Origin of the sequence: Streptomyces sp. NPDC001027 (genome assembly GCF_040299045.1) — a bacterium.
In the GTDB taxonomy this organism is placed as follows: Bacteria; Actinomycetota; Actinomycetes; order Streptomycetales; family Streptomycetaceae; genus Streptomyces.
In genome coordinates, this window is sequence record NZ_JBEPBI010000022.1 from 48,007 (window position 1) to 64,676 (window position 16,670).

Genomic DNA, 16,670 nt, shown 5'->3' on the forward strand with positions numbered 1-16,670 from the left:
CGGACCCGGTCGCTAGGCTGGCCCGCGGACGACGAACCGGGAGGAGCACGGACGTGGCCGAGAGCACCATCCAGCAGCCGCCGCTCACAGGCTGGAACAAGCCGGAGCTGGACCTCAGCAACGCCGAGTGGCAGTCCAGCAGCCGGGGGCGGGGGGATGTCCAGATCGCCTTCGTCGAGGGATTCATCGCGATGCGCAACAGCGGCAGCCCCCAGAGTCCTTCTCTGATCTTCACCCCCGCCGAGTGGGGCGCGTTCGTGTCGGGGGCCCGGGAAGGGGAGTTCGACCTGACTTGAGACCGGCCAGCCCCCGGGGACCGGAGCCGGGCGGGCCGTCCCCGGGACGCGTCGAAACGACCGAACGCGACGCTCCCACCCGTCGCCGAACGGCCGCGGCCACGTACCATGGCCGCATGTCGTTCCTCCGCCGCCGCAGCGCCACCCCCGCCGGGCCCGAATTCGACGTTCTGGCCATGGACCCGGGCGACTGGCCCGGCAATCTGGGCGCCGGGCTGCTGCCCGCCCCCGACGGCAGCTGCCAGGGCGTGTTCCTGCGCTACGACCTCTTCGGCGGTCGCGGCCCCGCGATGATCATCGGCAATCTGCCCGAAGGATCCCCGGCCCGTGAGGTGGAGGAGGGGGAGATCCCCTTCGAGGTGGCCCAGCTGCTGCTCGCGCTGGAGAACGACGAGGAGGTGACCGTCGTCGGCGTCGAGGACATGCCGGTGATGCAGGGCGACAACCTGCTGATCGTGCGCCGGCTGAAGCTGTCCGAGGGGCGCGTCTCCTGCGTGCAGTTCGACCGCAGCGACAACGTCCTGGTGACCATCGCCGCCTGGGACCGCCCCATCACCGACGACCTGTACGCCCTGCTGAAGCCGCTCCCGGCGGAGCTTTTCCAGCAGGGCTGAGGCACGGTCGGACCTGGGGCGATGCCCTGAGGCGTGTTTCGAAAGTCCCGTCTGCCGGGCTAGGCGGCCGGGGAATCCGACGGCAACAGCTTGACGTCCGCAGCCTTCACGAACGCCACCCGGTGGCCGTACTGGATCTCGTAGTACTGCTCGCGGCCGACGACGAGCCGGTGCGAACCGGTGGCGAAGGTGGTCGCGTAGTAGTACTCGCCCGGCGCCTTCCCCCCGACCACGTACCGCTGGCCCCGGGGCAGCTTGTACGGCAGTGCGGAGATCGGCTGGACCGGGACGCCCGCCGGATAGGCGGACGCCTCGGGGTAGGCGCGGCCGTACAGCGCGACGCTCGCCACGCCGTCCCTGGGAGTGACCACCTGCCCCGCCGCGGGCACCGCCGTCGGCTGCGCGGCCGGGTTCTCGAACCACGCCTTCTGGCCGAGATACCAGATTGCCGTCCAGTCGCCCCACCGGTCGGCGACCGCGTACTGCTGCCCGGTGGACGCCCGTGACGAGGTGTCGTTGAGGCCCTTGGTCGGGCCCGAGCCCTGGCCGACGTCGTTGATCAGCGCGGACTTCTCGTCGTGGTCGGCGTACAGCCGCACCGCGCTGGAGCCGTGCGCGACGCAGGCTCGCCGGCCGGCGGCGCAGTCCGTGTACACCGGCCGGTTCGCGGCGTAGTCCGGCCGGATCGTCACCAGGTCGCCGCTGCCGTCGGCGGTCGCCGTGAAGGGGGCCTCCAGCAGCTCGAAGTAGTGCCGCCAGTCCCAGAAGGGGCCGGGATCGGTGTGCATCCCCGAGATGCTCGCCGCCGTCGGGCCCGGCACGTTGTCATGGCCGAGGACGTGCTGCCGGTCGAGCGGGATGTCGTACCTGTCGGCCAGGTACTTCACCAGCCGGGCGGACGAGCGGTACATGGCCTCCGTGTACCAGGAGTCCGGGGCGGAGAGGAACCCCTCGTGCTCCAGGCCGATCGACTTGGAGTTGACGTACCAGTTGCCCGAGTGCCAGGCCACGTCCTTGGCCTTCACATGCTGGGCGACATGCCCGTCCGTGGCGCGCAGCGAGTAGTTCCAGGACACGAAGGACGGGTCCTGGACCGAGGCCAGCACGCCCTCCCAGCCGCCCTCGGTGTCGTGGACGACGAGATAGTCGATGTCGGGCGAGGCGGGCCGGTCGGCGATGTCGTGGTTGCCGTAGTCGTCGTCCCCGAACTGCTCGTACGGCGCCGGGATCCACTCGCAGGACACCGTGGACGGGCATTCGGCGCCCGCCGCCGAGACATGGCGCAGGCCCGTCCCGCGCAGCTGGGCCGTCCGCGTCGCGAGGCGCGGCTGCGCGGCGAGGGCGACCCTCTGGCCGGCGTCCGTGGTGCGCCGTTCGCCGGCGCGCAGCACGCCGAACACGTCGTTCGCGTAGGCGGCGGCGGTCGCGGTGTCGTCCGCGCCCGAGAAGCGCGCCACCGCGCCGTACCAGTCGGCCGGGTCGGCGCTCAGGGGCCGGCCCAGGCGGCGCTGGGCGTCGGCGAGCAGCGCGGCGCCCCCGGCGATGTTGGCCGCGGGGTCGGTGCGCAGCTCCTCGGCGGCGAGACCGGTGAGCTTCGCGGCCCGCGGCAGGGTCTTCAGGCGGGCAGGGAGCCGCTCGTTCGACGGCGCCCGGACGTGCGGGGCCGGGGCCGCCGGCCGGGTCGTGCGGTCCTTGCGGGCGGAGTCGCCGCGCGGGTTCCCCGGGCCGGCGCCGTGGCGCGGGACCGCGGCGAGGGCCGCACGGACGTCGGTGAGATGCATCGGGCCGTAGCCGCCGGTCACACTCGGCGCTCCGGCGTGCGCGTCCCAGCGGGACTGCAGGTAGGAGACGCCCAGCAGCACGCTCTGCGGCACGTGGTACTCGGCTGCCGCGGCTGCGAAGGCCCGCTGGAGGCCGTCCACCGGACGGGGTGCGGCGTCGGCCGGGCGGGCGGCGCCGAGGAGCGGCAGGACGAGAGCCGCCGACGCGAGTGCGCCTGCGGCTCTACGGGTACGTCTGTGCGCTCCGGGGGGAGTGGCGGGTCTGCGCAATGCGGCCTCCTGGGCGAGAGAGCGGGGGTGCGGGCCGGCCGCAGTCGGCCGGCGGCCGGGCCGACAACCCGTCAATCATGCCCATAGCGGGATGAATTCCCTCGTCAAGACACCGCATACGTCAGCCGACGGTGCGCCGCCGTTCAGGCGCACCGTCGACCGAGACCCGCTCAGCGCGTGCCGACCGCCGCGCGTACGGCGCGGCGGGCCAGCTGGCAGTCGTCGTGCAGTCGCCGCAGCAGCAGACGCTGTTCCTCGCCCGACGGCGCGGCTCCCGCGTGGACCGCCCCCGGGGGCGTCGGGGAGGTGTCGTGCATCGAGCGCTGCACGGCCGTCTCGTACGTGCGGATCTCGCGGGTCAGGACCAGCATCAGGTTCACCAGGAAGGCGTCCCGGGAGGCGGGGCCCGCCGACTGGGCGATCTGGCTGATCTGACGGCGTGCCACCGGCGCGTCGCCCAGCGCCGACCACAGCGTCGCCAGGTCGTAGCCCGGCAGGTACCAGCCGGCGTGCTCCCAGTCCACCAGCACGGGACCGGCCGGTGACAGGAGGATGTTCGACAGGAGGGCGTCGCCGTGGCAGAACTGGCCCATGCCCTGTCGCCCCGCGGTGGCCGCGATGCCGTGCAGCAGCTTCTGCAGGTCGCCGAGGTCCCGGTCGGTGAGCAGACCCAGCTCGTGGTAGCGGGAGATGCGGGCGGCGTAGTCCAGCGGCGCGTCGAACGAACCGGCCGGGGGCCGCCAGGCGTTGAGTCGGCAGATCGCGCCGAGCGCGGCCCTGACGTCCGCCCGCGGCGGCGCTTCGGCGGGGTGCCGCTGCAGGGCGGCCGCCCGCCCCGGCATCCGCTCGATGACCAGAGTGCAGTTGTCCGGGTCCGCCGCGATCAGTCTCGGCACCCGCACCGGGGGGCGCTGCCGGACGAACGTGCGGTATGCCGCTATTTCGTGCCGGATCCGCTCGGCCCAGACGGGGGAGTGGTCCAGTAAGCACTTGGCGACGGCTGTGCTGCGTCCCGTCGTGCCGACCAGCAGCACGGAACGTCCGCTGCGGCGCAGCACCTGTACCGGCGCGAACTCCGGACAGATGCGGTGCACGGAGGCGATGGCCGCGCGCAGCTGGGCGCCCTGGGGGCCGGACAGGTCGAGCCTCCCGCTGAGCGGTTGCGTGCCGAGCCCCGCGGGGCGGCGCACGCCGCCCGCGCCGAGCGCGGGAGCCGCCGTTCGCGCGGGGGCGAGATAGGGGCCGCCGCCGCCCGGGCGGGTGTGCAGCGACCGGGGCGGGGCGGACACGGAGGACGATGCTGCGTACATGGGGGAAACAGATCCCTTCGTGTGCCGGACGTCAGAGCGCTGCCCCGACCGGCCCTTTCGGGTGCACCCTGGGGAGTGTCCCTCGGCGACCGGGTCGGGGTGGCGCACTCCTACCTGACACCCGTCGCCCAGTGGCACACCATCTGGCGAACCCTGGCGAACCCTGGCGAATAGTCGCCCGGCAACTTTCCCGGGGCTACTGTCAACTCAGCCGAGAACCTGGGGGCTTGACGTGAGCGGACAACCCAACACCCGTCTCTCGGATCTGTTCGGCCTGGCCGGCTGGTCCAAGGGCGAACTCGCGAGGCTGGTCAACCGGCAGGCGGCGGCCATGGGCCACCCCCAGCTGTCGACCGACACCTCACGGGTGCGGCGGTGGATCGACACGGGAGAGATCCCGCGCGATCCGGTGCCGCGGGTGCTGGCGGCCCTGTTCACCGAGCGTCTCGGCCGTGTCGTGACCATAGGAGACCTCGGTCTGGTCCGGCACGGGCGTACAGGTAGACGGCCCGGCGGCGGGAGTGCTGAACACCCCGACGGCGTGCCGTGGGCGCCCGAACGGACTGCCGCGGTCCTCACCGAATTCACGGGAATGGACCTCATGCTCAACCGACGCGGTCTGGTGGGCGCGGGTGCCGCGCTCGCCGCGGGATCAGCTCTCAGCAGCGCCATGCACGACTGGCTGCACACCGACCCCACCCTCTCCGCCGATGCTCCCACCGTCGACCATCCGCTCGTCCATCATGCCGATCCCGCCGGGTTCGACCGCTACGAGGCCGCCCCCATCGGGGCGGAGGAGGTCGACGAACTGGAGCGTTCGGTCGAGGTGTTCCGGGCCTGGGACGCGGCCCGCGGAGGCGGGCTGCAACGCAAGGCGGTGGTGGGACAGCTCAACGAGGTGGGCGGCATCCTGGCCTACCGTCACCCCGCCCATCTGCAGCGACGCCTGTGGGGCGTCGCTGCCAACCTCGCCGTCCTCGCCGGCTGGATGTCGCACGACGTCGGCCTCGAACCCACCGCCCAGAAGTACTTCGTCATCGCCGCCCATGCCGCACGGGAGGGCGGCGACCGGCCGAGGGCCGGCGAGGCGCTGTCCCGGGCAGCCCGGCAGATGGTGCACCTCGGACGGCCCGACGACGCCCTCGACCTGATGAAACTGGCCCAGTCCGGCTCCGGCGAGGAGGTGCTGCCGCGCACCCGGGCGATGTTCCACACCATCGAGGCCTGGGCACAGGCGGCGATGGGCAAGGGGCAGGCGATGCGGCGCACCCTCGGCCGGGCGGAGGACCTCTTCGTCTCCGACAAGGGCGACGTCGTCCCGCCGTCCTGGATGCAGACCTTCAAGGACGAGGACCTGTACGGGATGCAGGCGCTCGCCTACCGCACGCTGGCCGAGTTCGAGCCACAGGCGGCCGCGCACGCCCAGTACTACGCGGAGAAGGCCCTGGCGTTGCGCGTCGACGGGCGCGAGCGCTCGAAGATCTTCGACCATCTGTCCATGGCGTCCGCCTGCTTCATCGCGGACGACCCCGAACAGGCGGACCGGTTCGCACGGTTGGCCCTGATGTCGATGGGGTCGAACTCCTCCCGGCGCACCTGGGACCGGCTGAGCCAGATGTACCGGCTCACCGCCCAGTACGCCGGCTCCCCGAGGATCAGCGAGCTGCGCGAGGAGATCAGGCTGGCGCTGCCGAAGCAGAAGGGGGCGAAAGGGGGCGGCAGCGCCCGGGCGTGAGCGAGTCGGTCGTCTCCGTCGTCACCCGCCGCCCGTCACCGGGTCGCCCGGCTGCCTACCGGGTCACCCGGGCGACGAGCACACAGGCGTCGTCGGTGCGTTCGGCCGCGCCGCACTCCTGCACGGCCGCTTCGACGCACTCCTGGGCGCTGCGCGCTCCGTGCAGGCGCGGGGCCAGTGCGAGGAGACGGTCGGCGGGGGCCAGGCCGTCGGTGTGCAGCAGGATCAGGTCGCCCTCACGCAGGGTCTCCTCGGCCTGCTCGTACGCGGTGCGGGGGGCGGTTCCGAGCAGGGAGCCCTGCGGCGCGCGCAGCCGGCGACCCGTCCCGTCGCGGAACAGCAGCGGGGCGGGGTGGCCGGCCCGCGCCCACATCAGGGTGCGGGTCCGTGGCCGGTAGCGGCAGCAGACGGCGCTGCCGAGGACCGGTCGGGCGGTGGCGTCCAGCAACTGGTTCAGCCAGCACAGCAGCCGGTCCGGCTGGGCGCCCGCCATGGCCATGCCGCGCAGCGCCCCCAGCAGCATCGCCGTGTTCGAGGTGACGGCCGGGCCGTGTCCGGTGAGATCGCCGACGCTCAGCAGCGTCTCGTCGTCGGGGAGTTCGAGCGCGTCGTACCAGTCGCCGCCGATCAGAGAGGTGGTGGCGGCGGGCAGATACCGGGCGGCGACGTCGAGTGTGCTGGGGCCCTCGTGCGGCAGGCGCAGGGGGACGCGGTGCGGGGGGAGGACGGCTTCCTGCAGCTCGACCGCCCGTCGGTGGTCGGTCTGCGCCTGCTGCCGGGCCTGCAGCGAGTCGTGGCTCTCGCGCACCGCGCGCTGGTTGCGGCGCAGTTCGCTGACGTCCCGGAGCACGGCCCACATGGACGCGGTGGCGCCGTCGGAGTCGAGCACCGGCTCGCCCATCATGTGCACGGTGCGCGGGGCGCCCGTCGGGCGAAGGACGCGGAACTCGCCGTCGATGGGGCGGGCGTCGACCAGGCAGTCCGTGACCATGGCGGTCAGCTTGGGCCGGTCCTCCTCGAGGACGAGACAGGGGAGCTCGTCGAGGGTGAGCGGGGCGGTGGCGGGGTCGCGGCCGAGGATCCGGAAGAGCTCCTCGGACCACACGGCTTCGTCCGTCAGCAGGTTCCACTCGGCGCTGCCGACCCGGCTGACCAGGGATCCGTGCCGGGGCGTCGCGGCGGCGGGCGGAGGTCCGGCGGGCGGCGCGGGCCGGGGGCCGTCGCGTAACTGGGCCAAGTGCGCGTCGAGATCGTCGAGTTGGTGCCGTGCCAGATCGTAGAGGGCGCGCTGCCAGCGTCCCTCGGGGTCCGCCGGGTCGCCCTGGGCGTCCTGCCGTACGGCGTCCATGTCGCCCTTGAGCCGTCGGGTCTGCGAGATCAGCGCGTCCACCGAGCCGCGCGGCGGCGGCTGGGCGGCCGGGTGATCCGCGAAGACGTGGGGCGGCATGAGGCTCTCCGATGCGGGACGGTACGACGAAGGCTGACGCGAGGGCCGTTACGACTGTGGCACAGCCCGCGACGCGGTGTAAGGGATTTGGCAACACACGATTCGGTGGTGCTTCCGGCATATGCCAGTGTCTTCACGGAGGGCTGGAGAAGTGCGGTGCGGACGCCTCGAAGATGCTTCAAGTCGTAGACAGGGTACGTGACTTGAGGGACTCATGAGGGGGTTGGGGTGAGTGTCATCCGGGTGTTCGACGGGCGTATGTTCTACGCTTCCAGCGGTGTGATGTAGGTCACATTAATTGATGCGGGGAAAGGCGTAATGCGATCGGCCTCCGCGAGGTCCTATGTGCATGGACACCACTCTGGAACAACCCGTCCGCGCCCGGTTGATCACCGCGGAGGACCAGGCGCTGCCCGTGCCCGCCACGCTCCGCTACGACTCCGCCGATCCGTTCGCCGTGCACGTCGACTTCCCGCCCGAGGTCTCCCTGGCGGGCGAGCCGGTCACCTGGACCTTCGGCCGCGGGCTGCTGGAGCAGGGCGTGGACGGTCCGGCCGGGAGCGGCGACGTGCACATCTGGCCCTGCGGGCAGGCCCGCACGGTGATGGAGTTCCACTCACCGCTCGGGATGGCCCTGCTCCAGTTCGACACCGCGGCCCTGCGCCGCTTCCTGCTGCGCAGCTACGCGGTCGTCGCCCGCGGCGGGGAGGACGTCGCCGGCGCGGTCGACCGGGGTCTGCAGGCCCTGCTCGGCAACGTCTGAGGAGAGCCCGGGCTCAACGGCCGACGGCGTACAGGCCGGGGCGCGGGGCGAGTTCGACGGCGACGCGCGCCCCGCTCCCGAGCGCCCGGACCCCGGCCTCGGCGACGGCCGAGGCCGCGTAGCCGTCCCACACGGACGGACCGGTGACCCGACCGCGCCGCGTGGCGTCGACCCAGGCCTGCACCTCACGGTCGTAGGCGTCCGCGAACCGTACGAGGTAGTCCTGCGGCACCTCCGTGCCGGCGGCGCCCCGAGCGGTCACGAGCACGCCGTGGTCGTCGCCGATGCGCGCGCTGCCCGCCTCGCACACGGCCTCGCAGCGCACCTGGTACCCGAAGCCGCAGTTGACGAAAACCTCCACGTCGACCAGGGCGCCGTCCGCCGTCTCGAAGAGGACGAACTGGGGGTCGAGCAGGCCCTGCGGGGCGCCGGACGAGGGGCGCGGGCGCAGCACGGTGACCGACGTCAGCTCCTGCCCGAGCAGCCAGCGGGCGGCGTCGATCTCGTGCGACACCGAACTGTCGACCAGCATCGCGCTGGTGAAGTCGGGCGGCGAGGAGACGTTGCGGTGTACGCAGTGCAGCATCAGCGGCCGGCCCAGCCGCCCGTCGTCCAGCAGCGCCTTCAGCCTGCGGTACTCGGCGTCGTAGCGCCGCATGAACCCGATCTGCGCCAGCCGCCGTCCCAGCCGGGCCTCCGCCTCCAGCACGCGCAGCGCCCCCGCCGTGTCCGGCGCCATGGGCTTCTCGCAGAGCACCGGAAGGCCGCGGTCGAACGCCGCGAGCAGCGCCTCCTGGTGGGCGGGACCGGGCGAGGCGATCAGCACGGCCTCGACGCCGGGCGCGTCGAGCGCGGCCTCCGCCTCCGGGTGCACCGTCACCGCGTCGAGGCCGGCCACGGCCGCCTCGGCGCGCGCCGTGTCGGGGTCGGCCACCGCGGCGACCCGCGCTCCGCTCACCACACGGGCGAGGCGGCGCACGTGGTCGGCGCCCATGTGCCCGGCGCCCAGCACGGCCACCCCCAGCAGGTCGCCCACGCGCCCGCCCCCTCCCGGTCGACGATCACGCCGTAGCGTACGCCGCCGGGGAACGCGGCCGGACAGGGCCGTGAGGGGCCCGCGGTCAGTAGCGCAGCACGCCCGCGATGCCGTCCATGTCGCCGAGCGTGCCGTCCGGCACGAACCGCACCGCTGCGCCCGTCTCCAGACACTGCTCCACGATCTCGTCGACGATGTCCTCCCGGGCGTCCAGATCGCCGCTCGCGGCCGGGACGAGGTGGTCGCCGTGGTCGCGGACCGTGATCCGGTAGTTCTCCTCGACGGCCAGCAGCCGGACCCGGCCCTCCCGCGCGTTCTGCCACAGCTCGTCGACGCCGGCCGCGAACATGCGGTGCCCCCGCGCCGAGTCGAAGACCCGGGCGATCGAGGCGACGTCCCGGCGGGACTCCGCGTCGAGCAGCGGGCGCACCGCCTGCCACACGGCCTCGGGCGGGCCGTGCGAGAGTCCGCCGTGCGCGATGTGCAGCGCGTCGCGGGTGACGCCGCCCAGCTCGTCGAGGAGCGACAGCGCCGCGTGCTCGCCGGTGACGAACATCGGCCGCGGGTGTGCGCGCAGCAGTGCGCCCACGGCGGTGTCGGCGTCGCGCAGGAAGTGGCGGGTGCCCTCGTCGCGGAACGTGCTGGGCAGGTCGCCGGTCCGCTGCATGCGCTCGGCGTCGAAGTTCGGCCGGCTCCTGACCATCGGGAAGCCGCCGGTGTGCTCCTCGGCCACCCGGTCGGCGCCGCCGTTCCACAGGGTGACGCGGTCGGCGGAGACCGACAGGACCCAGAAGTGCCGCTCGGCGGCCTGCGCGGCGACCAGGTTGCGGGTCAGGAAGGTGTCGGAGAGCACGACCCGTTCGGGCACGGGGCGGGCCAGCGACCACACCTGGTGCTCGCCCGGCGCCGCGTAGATGACCAGGCCGTCCTCGCTGTGCGTCAGGTCGACCTCGGCCAGCGCGCGATCGAGGTGTCCCGCGACGTCGGCGCGCCGGTCGCGGGTGATCGCCGGATCGTGCTCCAGCTGTCTCTTCGCCTCCGCGACGACGTTGCGCAGCCGGACCCGGTCCTGGGCGTTGTCGGGTTCGCGCCGATGGGTCGGCGTCAGCACGGACACCGCCGGGTAGGGGCGCGGGCGGCGCAGTTCGGAGAGGGCGGAGGGGCTGAGTGCGTGCTCCATACGAGCACGATAGGTCCGAATCGCGTAGCGGGCATTCGGGGCAGGACGGGCGCCGGAGTGGGGCGCGCGGTCACGCTTCGGTCTCCCTGGCGGCCGCCGGTGTCGGCGGCGCCCGCGGCCCGGTTACCGTACGCGTCAGTAACCGGGACCGCACCGCAGGAGGCCTCCATGCCGCAGCTCGATGTCGACGGCGCAGCACTGACGTACGACGACGAGGGCCCGCGCGACGGCGACGCCGTGCCCCTGGTGTTCGTGCACGGCTGGACGGCCAACCGGCGTCGCTGGGACCACCAGGTGGCGCACTTCGCCGGCCGGCGCCGGGTCGTCCGGCTCGACCTGCGCGGGCACGGCGAGAGCAGCGGGGCGGGCGTGAAGACGGTCGAGGAGCTGGCGCGGGACCTCCTCGCCCTCCTCGACCACCTGGAGATCGAGCGGTTCGTGCTGGTCGGCCACTCGATGGGCGGGATGATCTCGCAGACCGTGGCCCTGTCCCACCCCGAGCGCGTGGAGCGCATGGTGCTGGTGAACTCCATCGGCCGCATGACCTACAGCCGGGGGCGAGGACTGCTGATGGGCGTCTCCACCCTCGTCCCGTTCAAGCTGTTCGTCGCCGCCAACATCCAGCGCGCCTTCGCCCCCGGCTACCCCCGTGACGAGATCCGCGCGTACGTCAAGTCGTCGGCGGACACCCCGCGCGAGGTGGTCATGACCCTGTACGGCGCCATGCGGGCCTTCGACGTCCTCGACCGGGTCGGCGAGATCCAGGCCCCGACGCTGATGATCCACGGCTACCACGACATCCAGCTGCCGGTGCGTCAGATGCTGCGGATGGCCAAGGCCTACCCGGACGCCACCGTGCGCATCATCGACGCCGGTCACGAACTCCCCGTGGAGAAGCCGGCCGAGCTGACCGCGGCGATCGACGCCTTCGTGACCGTCGGGTCGGCGTAGTCGCCGCGACGTCACCCGAAGCTGTCCGGGTCGGCCGCCTTCCAGTCCGCCGCCCACGACTCGGGCGGTCCGGCGAGCAGCTCGCCCGGCGCGAGCCACTCGTACAGCTCCGCGTACGAGCGCTCCGAGCCGGGCCCGGTCCGCCGGACCAGCTGGGCGGGGGTGAGCCCGCCCGGCTCCCGCACGCCCATCGCGGCCATGATCCGCACCGCGTCGCGGACGGTCTCCCGCTGGTAGCGCCGGACCTGACGGGCCTTGTCGGCCACATGCAGCGCGCGGGCCCGCGACGGGTCCTGCGTCGCCACGCCGGCCGGGCAGGCGCCGGTGTGGCAGCGCCCGGCCCGCACGCAGCCGACGGAGAGCATCATCGCGCGGGCCGCGTTGGTGTAGTCGGCGCCCTGCACGAGCCGCCGGACGATGTCCGAGCCCGACGCCACCCGTCCGCTCGCCCCGATCCGCACCCGGTCCCGCAGACCGACGCCGGCAAGGGCGTTGTGCACCGTGATCAGCCCCTGGGTGAGCGGCATGCCCAGGCGTCCGGCGAACTCCGTCGGCGCGGAGCCCGTGCCGCCCTCCGACCCGTCGACCACCACGAAGTCGGGCGTCACGCCCTCGGCCGCCATCGCCCGGCAGACCGCGAGGAACTCCCGCCGCGAGCCCACGCACAGCTTGAACCCGGTCGGCTTGCCGCCCGCGAGTTCCCGCAACCAGGCCACGAACAGCACCAGTTCGCGCGGCGTCGCGAACGTCCGGTGGACGGGCGGCGACACCACGGGCTCGCCCACCGGCGCCCTCCGTTCCCGCGCGACCTCGACGCCGACCTTCACGCCCGGCAGGACCGCGCCGCCGCCCGGCGCCGCGCCCTGCGAGAGCTTCAGCGACACGCACCTCACCTCGGGCAGCGCCGCCTTGTCCGCGAACTCCCGCTCGTCGAAGCCGCCGTCGGCGGTGCGGCAGCCGAAGTACCCCGTCCCGATCTCCCACACGAGGTCGCCGCCGCCGCGCAGATGGTGCTCCGACAGGCCGCCCTCGCCGGTGTCCTGGGCGAAGCGCCCCAGTGCGGCGCCCCGGTTGAGGGCGAGGACCGCGCGTGCGGACAGCGCGCCGAAGCTCATCGCGGACACGTTCAGCAGGGCCATGTCGTACGGCTGCGAGCAGTCGGGTCCGCCCACCCGCACCACCGGCGGCTCCTCCGCCGCCTCGACGGGACGCAGCGAGGGCACCAGGTACTCGTGGTGCTCGTGGCCCTCCGGTTCGCCGGCGGGCACGGACGGGCGCCCCGGGCCGCCGCCCCCGGGCAGCGCCCGCGCCGCCGGGTACCGCAGACGGCCGACCAGCGGGTAACTGCGCGCCACGGAGCTGCCGCGCTGCAGCAGGTCGTGGACGCCGAGGCAGGCCGTCGCCAGCAGCGGCCCGGCCGCGAACCACCACCGGGCGGACAGGACGACCGCCGCGACCGTCGTCACGGCCGCGCACAGGGCGACGAACAGCAGCGGCAGGAACCGGCGCACTCAGCCCGCGTCCTCGTCCGGCCCGCACGAGCTGCCGCTGGGCGGGAGCGATCCGTACAGCAGGAAGTCGTCGACCTTGCGGTGCACGCACTTCGACGATCCGTACCCGGTGTGGCCCTCGCCCTTGTTGTCGAGCACCACGGCCGGCGATCCGAGCCGCTTCGCCGTCTCCACGGTCCAGCGGTACGGCGTCGCGGGGTCGCCCCGCGTGCCGACCAGAAGGATCTTCGGGGTGCGGAGGTCCTTCACCTCGTCGCGGATGTAGTCGGTGCCCTTGGGGCGGCCGTAGCACAGCAGGACCTCGTTGAGCCGGTAGCGGCCGAAGACCGGCGACGCCTTGTCGTAGGCGGCCCGCAGCCGTTCGAGGTCCGCGGTGATCCGGGCGGCGGTGGGCCGGTCAGGGTCGTCCGCGCAGTTGATCGCCATCAGCGCCGCGGGCAGGTTGTCGAGCGGGACGTCCTCCGCGTCGACCAGGGCGCCGGGAGAGGGATCGGTGCGGACCGCCGACCGCGGCGGCAGCGGGAGCGGCACCGGGAACGGCAGCGGACGGGCGAAGCCGCCGGTCGTGAAGCCGAGGACCCCGCTGGGGTCGCCGTTCTCGATCAGCTGGGCCAGCGACCTCTCCAGCAGCGGCCACAGTTCCCTGCTGTACAGGCCCTGCCCGAGGGCGCCGACGAGGTCCTGCCCGCTGAAGTCGTCGCCGAAGTCGGTCGGCAGGGGGTCCTCGTCGAGCGAGCGGACGAGTCGCACGACCTCCTGGCGCGCCACCCGCGGATCCTGCCCGAAGGGGCAGGCGATGTCCTTCACGCACCAGCCGACGAAGTCGTCGAGTGCCACCTGCTGGCCCCGGGCGCCCGCCACGCCCTGCTCGGTGAGCGGCTCGGTGAGGGTGTCGACCCCGTCGAGGACCATCCGTCCCACCTTGTCGGGGAACCGGGCCGCGTAGACCGCGCCGAGCCGGCTGCCGTAGGAGAAGCCCAGGTAGTTGAGCTTGCCGTCGCCGAGCGCCTGGCGCATGACGTCGAGGTCCTGGGCCGCGTACACGGTGCCGATGTGCGGCAGGACCGGTCCGGAGTGCTCCGCGCACTCGGCGGCGGCCTGTTTGAGCCGGCTGAGGAGCTCCGGCGGATTCGCGATGGCCGTGTCGTCGTTCAGCGGGGCCAGCCCGCTCTCCTCGCCGTCCCCGCAACTGACGGGGGAGGAGCGGCCGACGCCGCGCGGATCGAGGGTGACCACGTCGTAGCCGTCCGTCAGATCCATGAACTCCTTGCCGCCGTAGGCGAGTTCGGGGACGCCCGCGCCGCCGGGACCGCCGAAGTTCAGCACCACGGAACCGCGTCTGTCGCCCGTGGCCCGGTAGCGGGCGAGCGCGAGGTCGAGCGTGCCCGCCCGAGGGCGGGCGTAGTCGAGCGGGACGGTCAGCTTCGCGCACTGCAGGTCCTTGGGCATGCCCTCGCCCTTGCACGCCGACCAGGCGACCTTCTGGCCGGTGAACCGGGACAGGTCGGGGCGGTCGTCCCCGTCGGCGGCGCGGTTCGCGGCGACCGTCGGCAGGCCCGCGCCGCCGAACAGGGTCAGTGCGGCGGTCGCGGCGAGGGCACAGCTCCGCAGCCCGGGCCGCGTCGACAGATTGGCCAGCATCAGTGCCTCCAAGGACGCCCGCAGCGGTCCGGAACGGCGCCCTCGATCACGATAAGCGGCAGGTGGACAGGCCGCCTCCGGGCAGCCGCGCGGTCCCCGGCGCACGGCCCGCCGGCAGTGCGACGCGGGTGACACCCGATGGGGTGAAAGGGCGTTTAGGCATAACTCGGACGCTTCGCCGACGTTCTATCGGGTGCGGGTGAGTGCCCGCGATTCAAGTCTGGAAGGCAGGGACCCATGAAGCGGGTTACCCGAACCGGTGTGATGGCCGTCGCCGTGGTGTCCGGCGCGATGGCTGTGACACTGCCCGCACACGCCGACTCCACGGCGAACGGCGTCGCGGCCGGCTCGCCGGGGCTGATCTCCGGCAACGGGGTGCAGCTGCCGGTACACCTCCCGGTGAACCTGTGCGGGAACACGGTCAACGTGGTGGGAGTGCTGAACCCCGCCGCAGGCAACACCTGTGTCAACAAGGGCGGGGCCGACGCCTCCGGCGGCCGCGGCGGGCAGGGTGCGCACGGCGGTCGCGGCGGGCGAAGCGGGCATGGCGAGCACGGCGGTCGCGGCGGGCATGACGGCCGTGGCGGTCACGACGGTCGCGGCGGTCGCGGCGGGTCCGGGGCGTCCTCCGGCGGCGGGGCCACCGCGCAGGGCGACATGGAGGGCTCCCCGGGCGTGGTCTCCGGCAACGGCCTCCAGCTGCCGGTGCAGCTCCCGGTGAACGTCAGCGGCAACAGCGTGAACGTCGTCGGCATCGGCGACCCGGCGTTCGGCAACACGTCGGTGAACACCTCCGGGGAGAAGCCCGAGCAGCCCGGGCGCCGGCCGCCGACCCGGCACGCCCCGCCCGTGCAGCCGGGGCCGAAGGTCAATCCGTCGGCGCCGGCCGTCGAGTCCGGGAGCAGGGGCCCCGAGGCCCGGTCGTCGCTGGCCCACACGGGCGCCGACGCCACCCTGACCGCGCTGACGGGCAGTACGGCGATGGTGCTCGGCGGCGCGCTGCTGTACCGCAGGTTCCGCCCCGGCGCACAGCGCTGAGCGACGCCTTTCGGACCAGGACCGCAGGCCCCGGCGCGTCGGGGGTCTGCGGCCCGGCGCCCGGCGGCCCGGTCCTGGCCGGCCGTCCCGGTCGCCGGCGCCGGCCGTCCGCGCGTCCGTAATCGCGTTGTGCGCGCCGCCCCGGAGTGCTGGGGTGGGCGCATGGATCATGCCGCGGTACTCGCCCTGTACGACCGGGACATGCGCGAAGGCGCACGTCCCGAGAGCTCCGACGCACGGGTCGAACGATCCGGGAAGGTGGTCCGTCACCTCGGCGGGGACGGCGGCTGGAACGGCGTTCTCTGGTCGGAGCTCGACCCTGCCGACGCCGAGGAGGCCATCGCGGAACAGGTCGCCTTCTTCACCGGGCTCGGGCGTGAGTTCGAGTGGAAGCTGCACGGGCACGACCGTCCGGCCGATCTCGCACAGCGGCTGAGGGCGGCCGGGTTCACGCCCGAGCCGCAGGAGACCCTGCTGATCGCCGAGACGGGCGAGCAGCTCGGCGACGTCCGGCCGCCCGACGGCGTCCGCATCGTGCCGGTCACCGACCGGGCGGGCGTGGAGCTCATGGTCGAGGCCCACGAGCAGGCCTTCGGCCGGGAGGGCTCCCGGCTGCGGGACCTGCTGCTGGCCCGCCTCGAAACCGACCCGGACACCCTCGTCGCCGTCGTCGCGCTGGCCGGGCGGACGCCGGTGAGCTCGGCGCGGATGGAGCTCGTCGAGGGGACCGCGTTCGCCGGGCTGTGGGGCGGCGGCACGGTGGAAGCCTGGCGCGGCCGCGGCGTCTACCGCGCGCTGATCGCCCACCGCGCCCGCGTTGCCGCCGACCGCGGCTACCGCTACCTCCAGGTCGACGCCTCCGACCAGAGTCGTCCCATCCTGGAACGCCTCGGCTTCGCGGCGCTCACCACGACGACGCCGTACGTGTACGCGCCGTGAGGCGGTCGGGCCGGTCCGCCCCCTGCGGACCGGCCCGGCCGCCTCACGGGCGTGCAGCCGTCCCTAGGTCGTGTCTTCAATTGATCTTGAGTGGTGGATCATGGTCGGGTGATACGTCGCCATGAACTGTCCGATGAGGAGTGGGAGTTCCTCCGTCC

General features: G+C 73.5%; 14 protein-coding genes. 7 read left to right on the plus strand and 7 right to left on the minus strand.

What is annotated here, in order from left to right:
* Positions 1 to 53: 53 nt before the first annotated feature.
* Entirely contained in the window at positions 54 to 296 is a 243-nt protein-coding gene (locus ABT300_RS09855) for a DUF397 domain-containing protein (RefSeq protein ID WP_351673760.1), read from the plus strand.
* A gap of 116 nt (positions 297 to 412) precedes the next feature.
* Positions 413 to 910, plus strand: a complete 498-nt coding sequence (locus tag ABT300_RS09860; RefSeq protein ID WP_319165450.1) for a hypothetical protein — start codon at positions 413 to 415, stop codon at positions 908 to 910.
* Between the two features lie 59 nt (positions 911 to 969).
* Here ABT300_RS09860 and ABT300_RS09865 read toward each other — a convergent pair whose 3' ends face one another.
* Entirely contained in the window at positions 970 to 2,961 is a 1,992-nt protein-coding gene (locus ABT300_RS09865; protein WP_351673761.1) for an N-acetylmuramoyl-L-alanine amidase, read from the minus strand.
* 170 nt (positions 2,962 to 3,131) lie between these two features.
* A complete protein-coding gene (locus tag ABT300_RS09870) occupies positions 3,132 to 4,271 on the minus strand; it encodes an aminoglycoside phosphotransferase family protein (RefSeq protein WP_351673762.1) in 1,140 nt (379 codons plus the stop codon).
* Positions 4,272 to 4,503: 232 nt separating this feature from the next.
* On the opposite strand from ABT300_RS09870, the gene ABT300_RS09875 reads away from it, so the two are divergent.
* Complete coding sequence (locus tag ABT300_RS09875; protein WP_351673763.1) at positions 4,504 to 6,006, plus strand: DNA-binding protein NsdB; 1,503 nt, start codon at positions 4,504 to 4,506, stop codon at positions 6,004 to 6,006.
* Positions 6,007 to 6,061: 55 nt separating this feature from the next.
* Here the strand turns inward: ABT300_RS09875 and ABT300_RS09880 are convergent, their stop codons facing one another.
* Complete coding sequence (locus ABT300_RS09880; protein ID WP_351673764.1) at positions 6,062 to 7,453, minus strand: PP2C family protein-serine/threonine phosphatase; 1,392 nt, start codon at positions 7,451 to 7,453, stop codon at positions 6,062 to 6,064.
* Positions 7,454 to 7,802: 349 nt separating this feature from the next.
* Here ABT300_RS09880 and ABT300_RS09885 point away from each other — a divergent pair, with 349 nt between their 5' ends.
* Entirely contained in the window at positions 7,803 to 8,216 is a 414-nt protein-coding gene (locus tag ABT300_RS09885; protein WP_351673765.1) for an SsgA family sporulation/cell division regulator, read from the plus strand.
* A gap of 13 nt (positions 8,217 to 8,229) precedes the next feature.
* On the opposite strand, the gene ABT300_RS09890 is transcribed toward ABT300_RS09885, so the two are convergent.
* Entirely contained in the window at positions 8,230 to 9,252 is a 1,023-nt protein-coding gene (locus ABT300_RS09890; RefSeq protein ID WP_351673766.1) for a Gfo/Idh/MocA family protein, read from the minus strand.
* Positions 9,253 to 9,337: 85 nt separating this feature from the next.
* Positions 9,338 to 10,432: a baeRF3 domain-containing protein gene (locus ABT300_RS09895; RefSeq protein WP_351673767.1), complete on the minus strand. Its 1,095-nt coding sequence runs from the start codon at positions 10,430 to 10,432 to the stop codon at positions 9,338 to 9,340.
* A 168-nt stretch (positions 10,433 to 10,600) separates the two neighbouring features.
* Here ABT300_RS09895 and ABT300_RS09900 point away from each other — a divergent pair, with 168 nt between their 5' ends.
* Positions 10,601 to 11,383: an alpha/beta fold hydrolase gene (locus tag ABT300_RS09900; protein ID WP_351673768.1), complete on the plus strand. Its 783-nt coding sequence runs from the start codon at positions 10,601 to 10,603 to the stop codon at positions 11,381 to 11,383.
* A gap of 11 nt (positions 11,384 to 11,394) precedes the next feature.
* Here ABT300_RS09900 and ABT300_RS09905 read toward each other — a convergent pair whose 3' ends face one another.
* Together ABT300_RS09905 and ABT300_RS09910 are read right to left on the minus strand one after the other, a co-directional pair.
* Positions 11,395 to 12,894: a glutamate synthase-related protein gene (locus ABT300_RS09905; RefSeq protein ID WP_351673769.1), complete on the minus strand. Its 1,500-nt coding sequence runs from the start codon at positions 12,892 to 12,894 to the stop codon at positions 11,395 to 11,397.
* A complete protein-coding gene (locus ABT300_RS09910) occupies positions 12,895 to 14,535 on the minus strand; it encodes an alpha/beta hydrolase (protein WP_351673770.1) in 1,641 nt (546 codons plus the stop codon).
* 237 nt (positions 14,536 to 14,772) lie between these two features.
* On the opposite strand from ABT300_RS09910, the gene ABT300_RS09915 reads away from it, so the two are divergent.
* On the plus strand, positions 14,773 to 15,573 hold the full coding sequence (locus ABT300_RS09915; protein WP_351673771.1) for a chaplin: 801 nt from the start codon (positions 14,773 to 14,775) through the stop codon (positions 15,571 to 15,573).
* A gap of 162 nt (positions 15,574 to 15,735) precedes the next feature.
* Complete coding sequence (locus ABT300_RS09920) at positions 15,736 to 16,512, plus strand: GNAT family N-acetyltransferase (RefSeq protein ID WP_351673772.1); 777 nt, start codon at positions 15,736 to 15,738, stop codon at positions 16,510 to 16,512.
* Positions 16,513 to 16,670: the final 158 nt, after the last annotated feature.

Coding starts and splice junctions, on each gene's coding strand:
- ABT300_RS09880 (WP_351673764.1), bottom strand. CDS start 7,453: ATGCCGCCCCACGTCTTCGCGGATCACCCGGCCGCCCAGCCGCCGCCG.
- ABT300_RS09860 (WP_319165450.1), top strand. CDS start 413: ATGTCGTTCCTCCGCCGCCGCAGCGCCACCCCCGCCGGGCCCGAATTC.
- ABT300_RS09895 (WP_351673767.1), bottom strand. CDS start 10,432: ATGGAGCACGCACTCAGCCCCTCCGCCCTCTCCGAACTGCGCCGCCCG.
- ABT300_RS09915 (WP_351673771.1), top strand. CDS start 14,773: ATGAAGCGGGTTACCCGAACCGGTGTGATGGCCGTCGCCGTGGTGTCC.
- ABT300_RS09920 (WP_351673772.1), top strand. CDS start 15,736: ATGGATCATGCCGCGGTACTCGCCCTGTACGACCGGGACATGCGCGAA.
- ABT300_RS09885 (WP_351673765.1), top strand. CDS start 7,803: ATGGACACCACTCTGGAACAACCCGTCCGCGCCCGGTTGATCACCGCG.
- ABT300_RS09870 (WP_351673762.1), bottom strand. CDS start 4,271: ATGTACGCAGCATCGTCCTCCGTGTCCGCCCCGCCCCGGTCGCTGCAC.
- ABT300_RS09900 (WP_351673768.1), top strand. CDS start 10,601: ATGCCGCAGCTCGATGTCGACGGCGCAGCACTGACGTACGACGACGAG.
- ABT300_RS09910 (WP_351673770.1), bottom strand. CDS start 14,535: ATGCTGGCCAATCTGTCGACGCGGCCCGGGCTGCGGAGCTGTGCCCTC.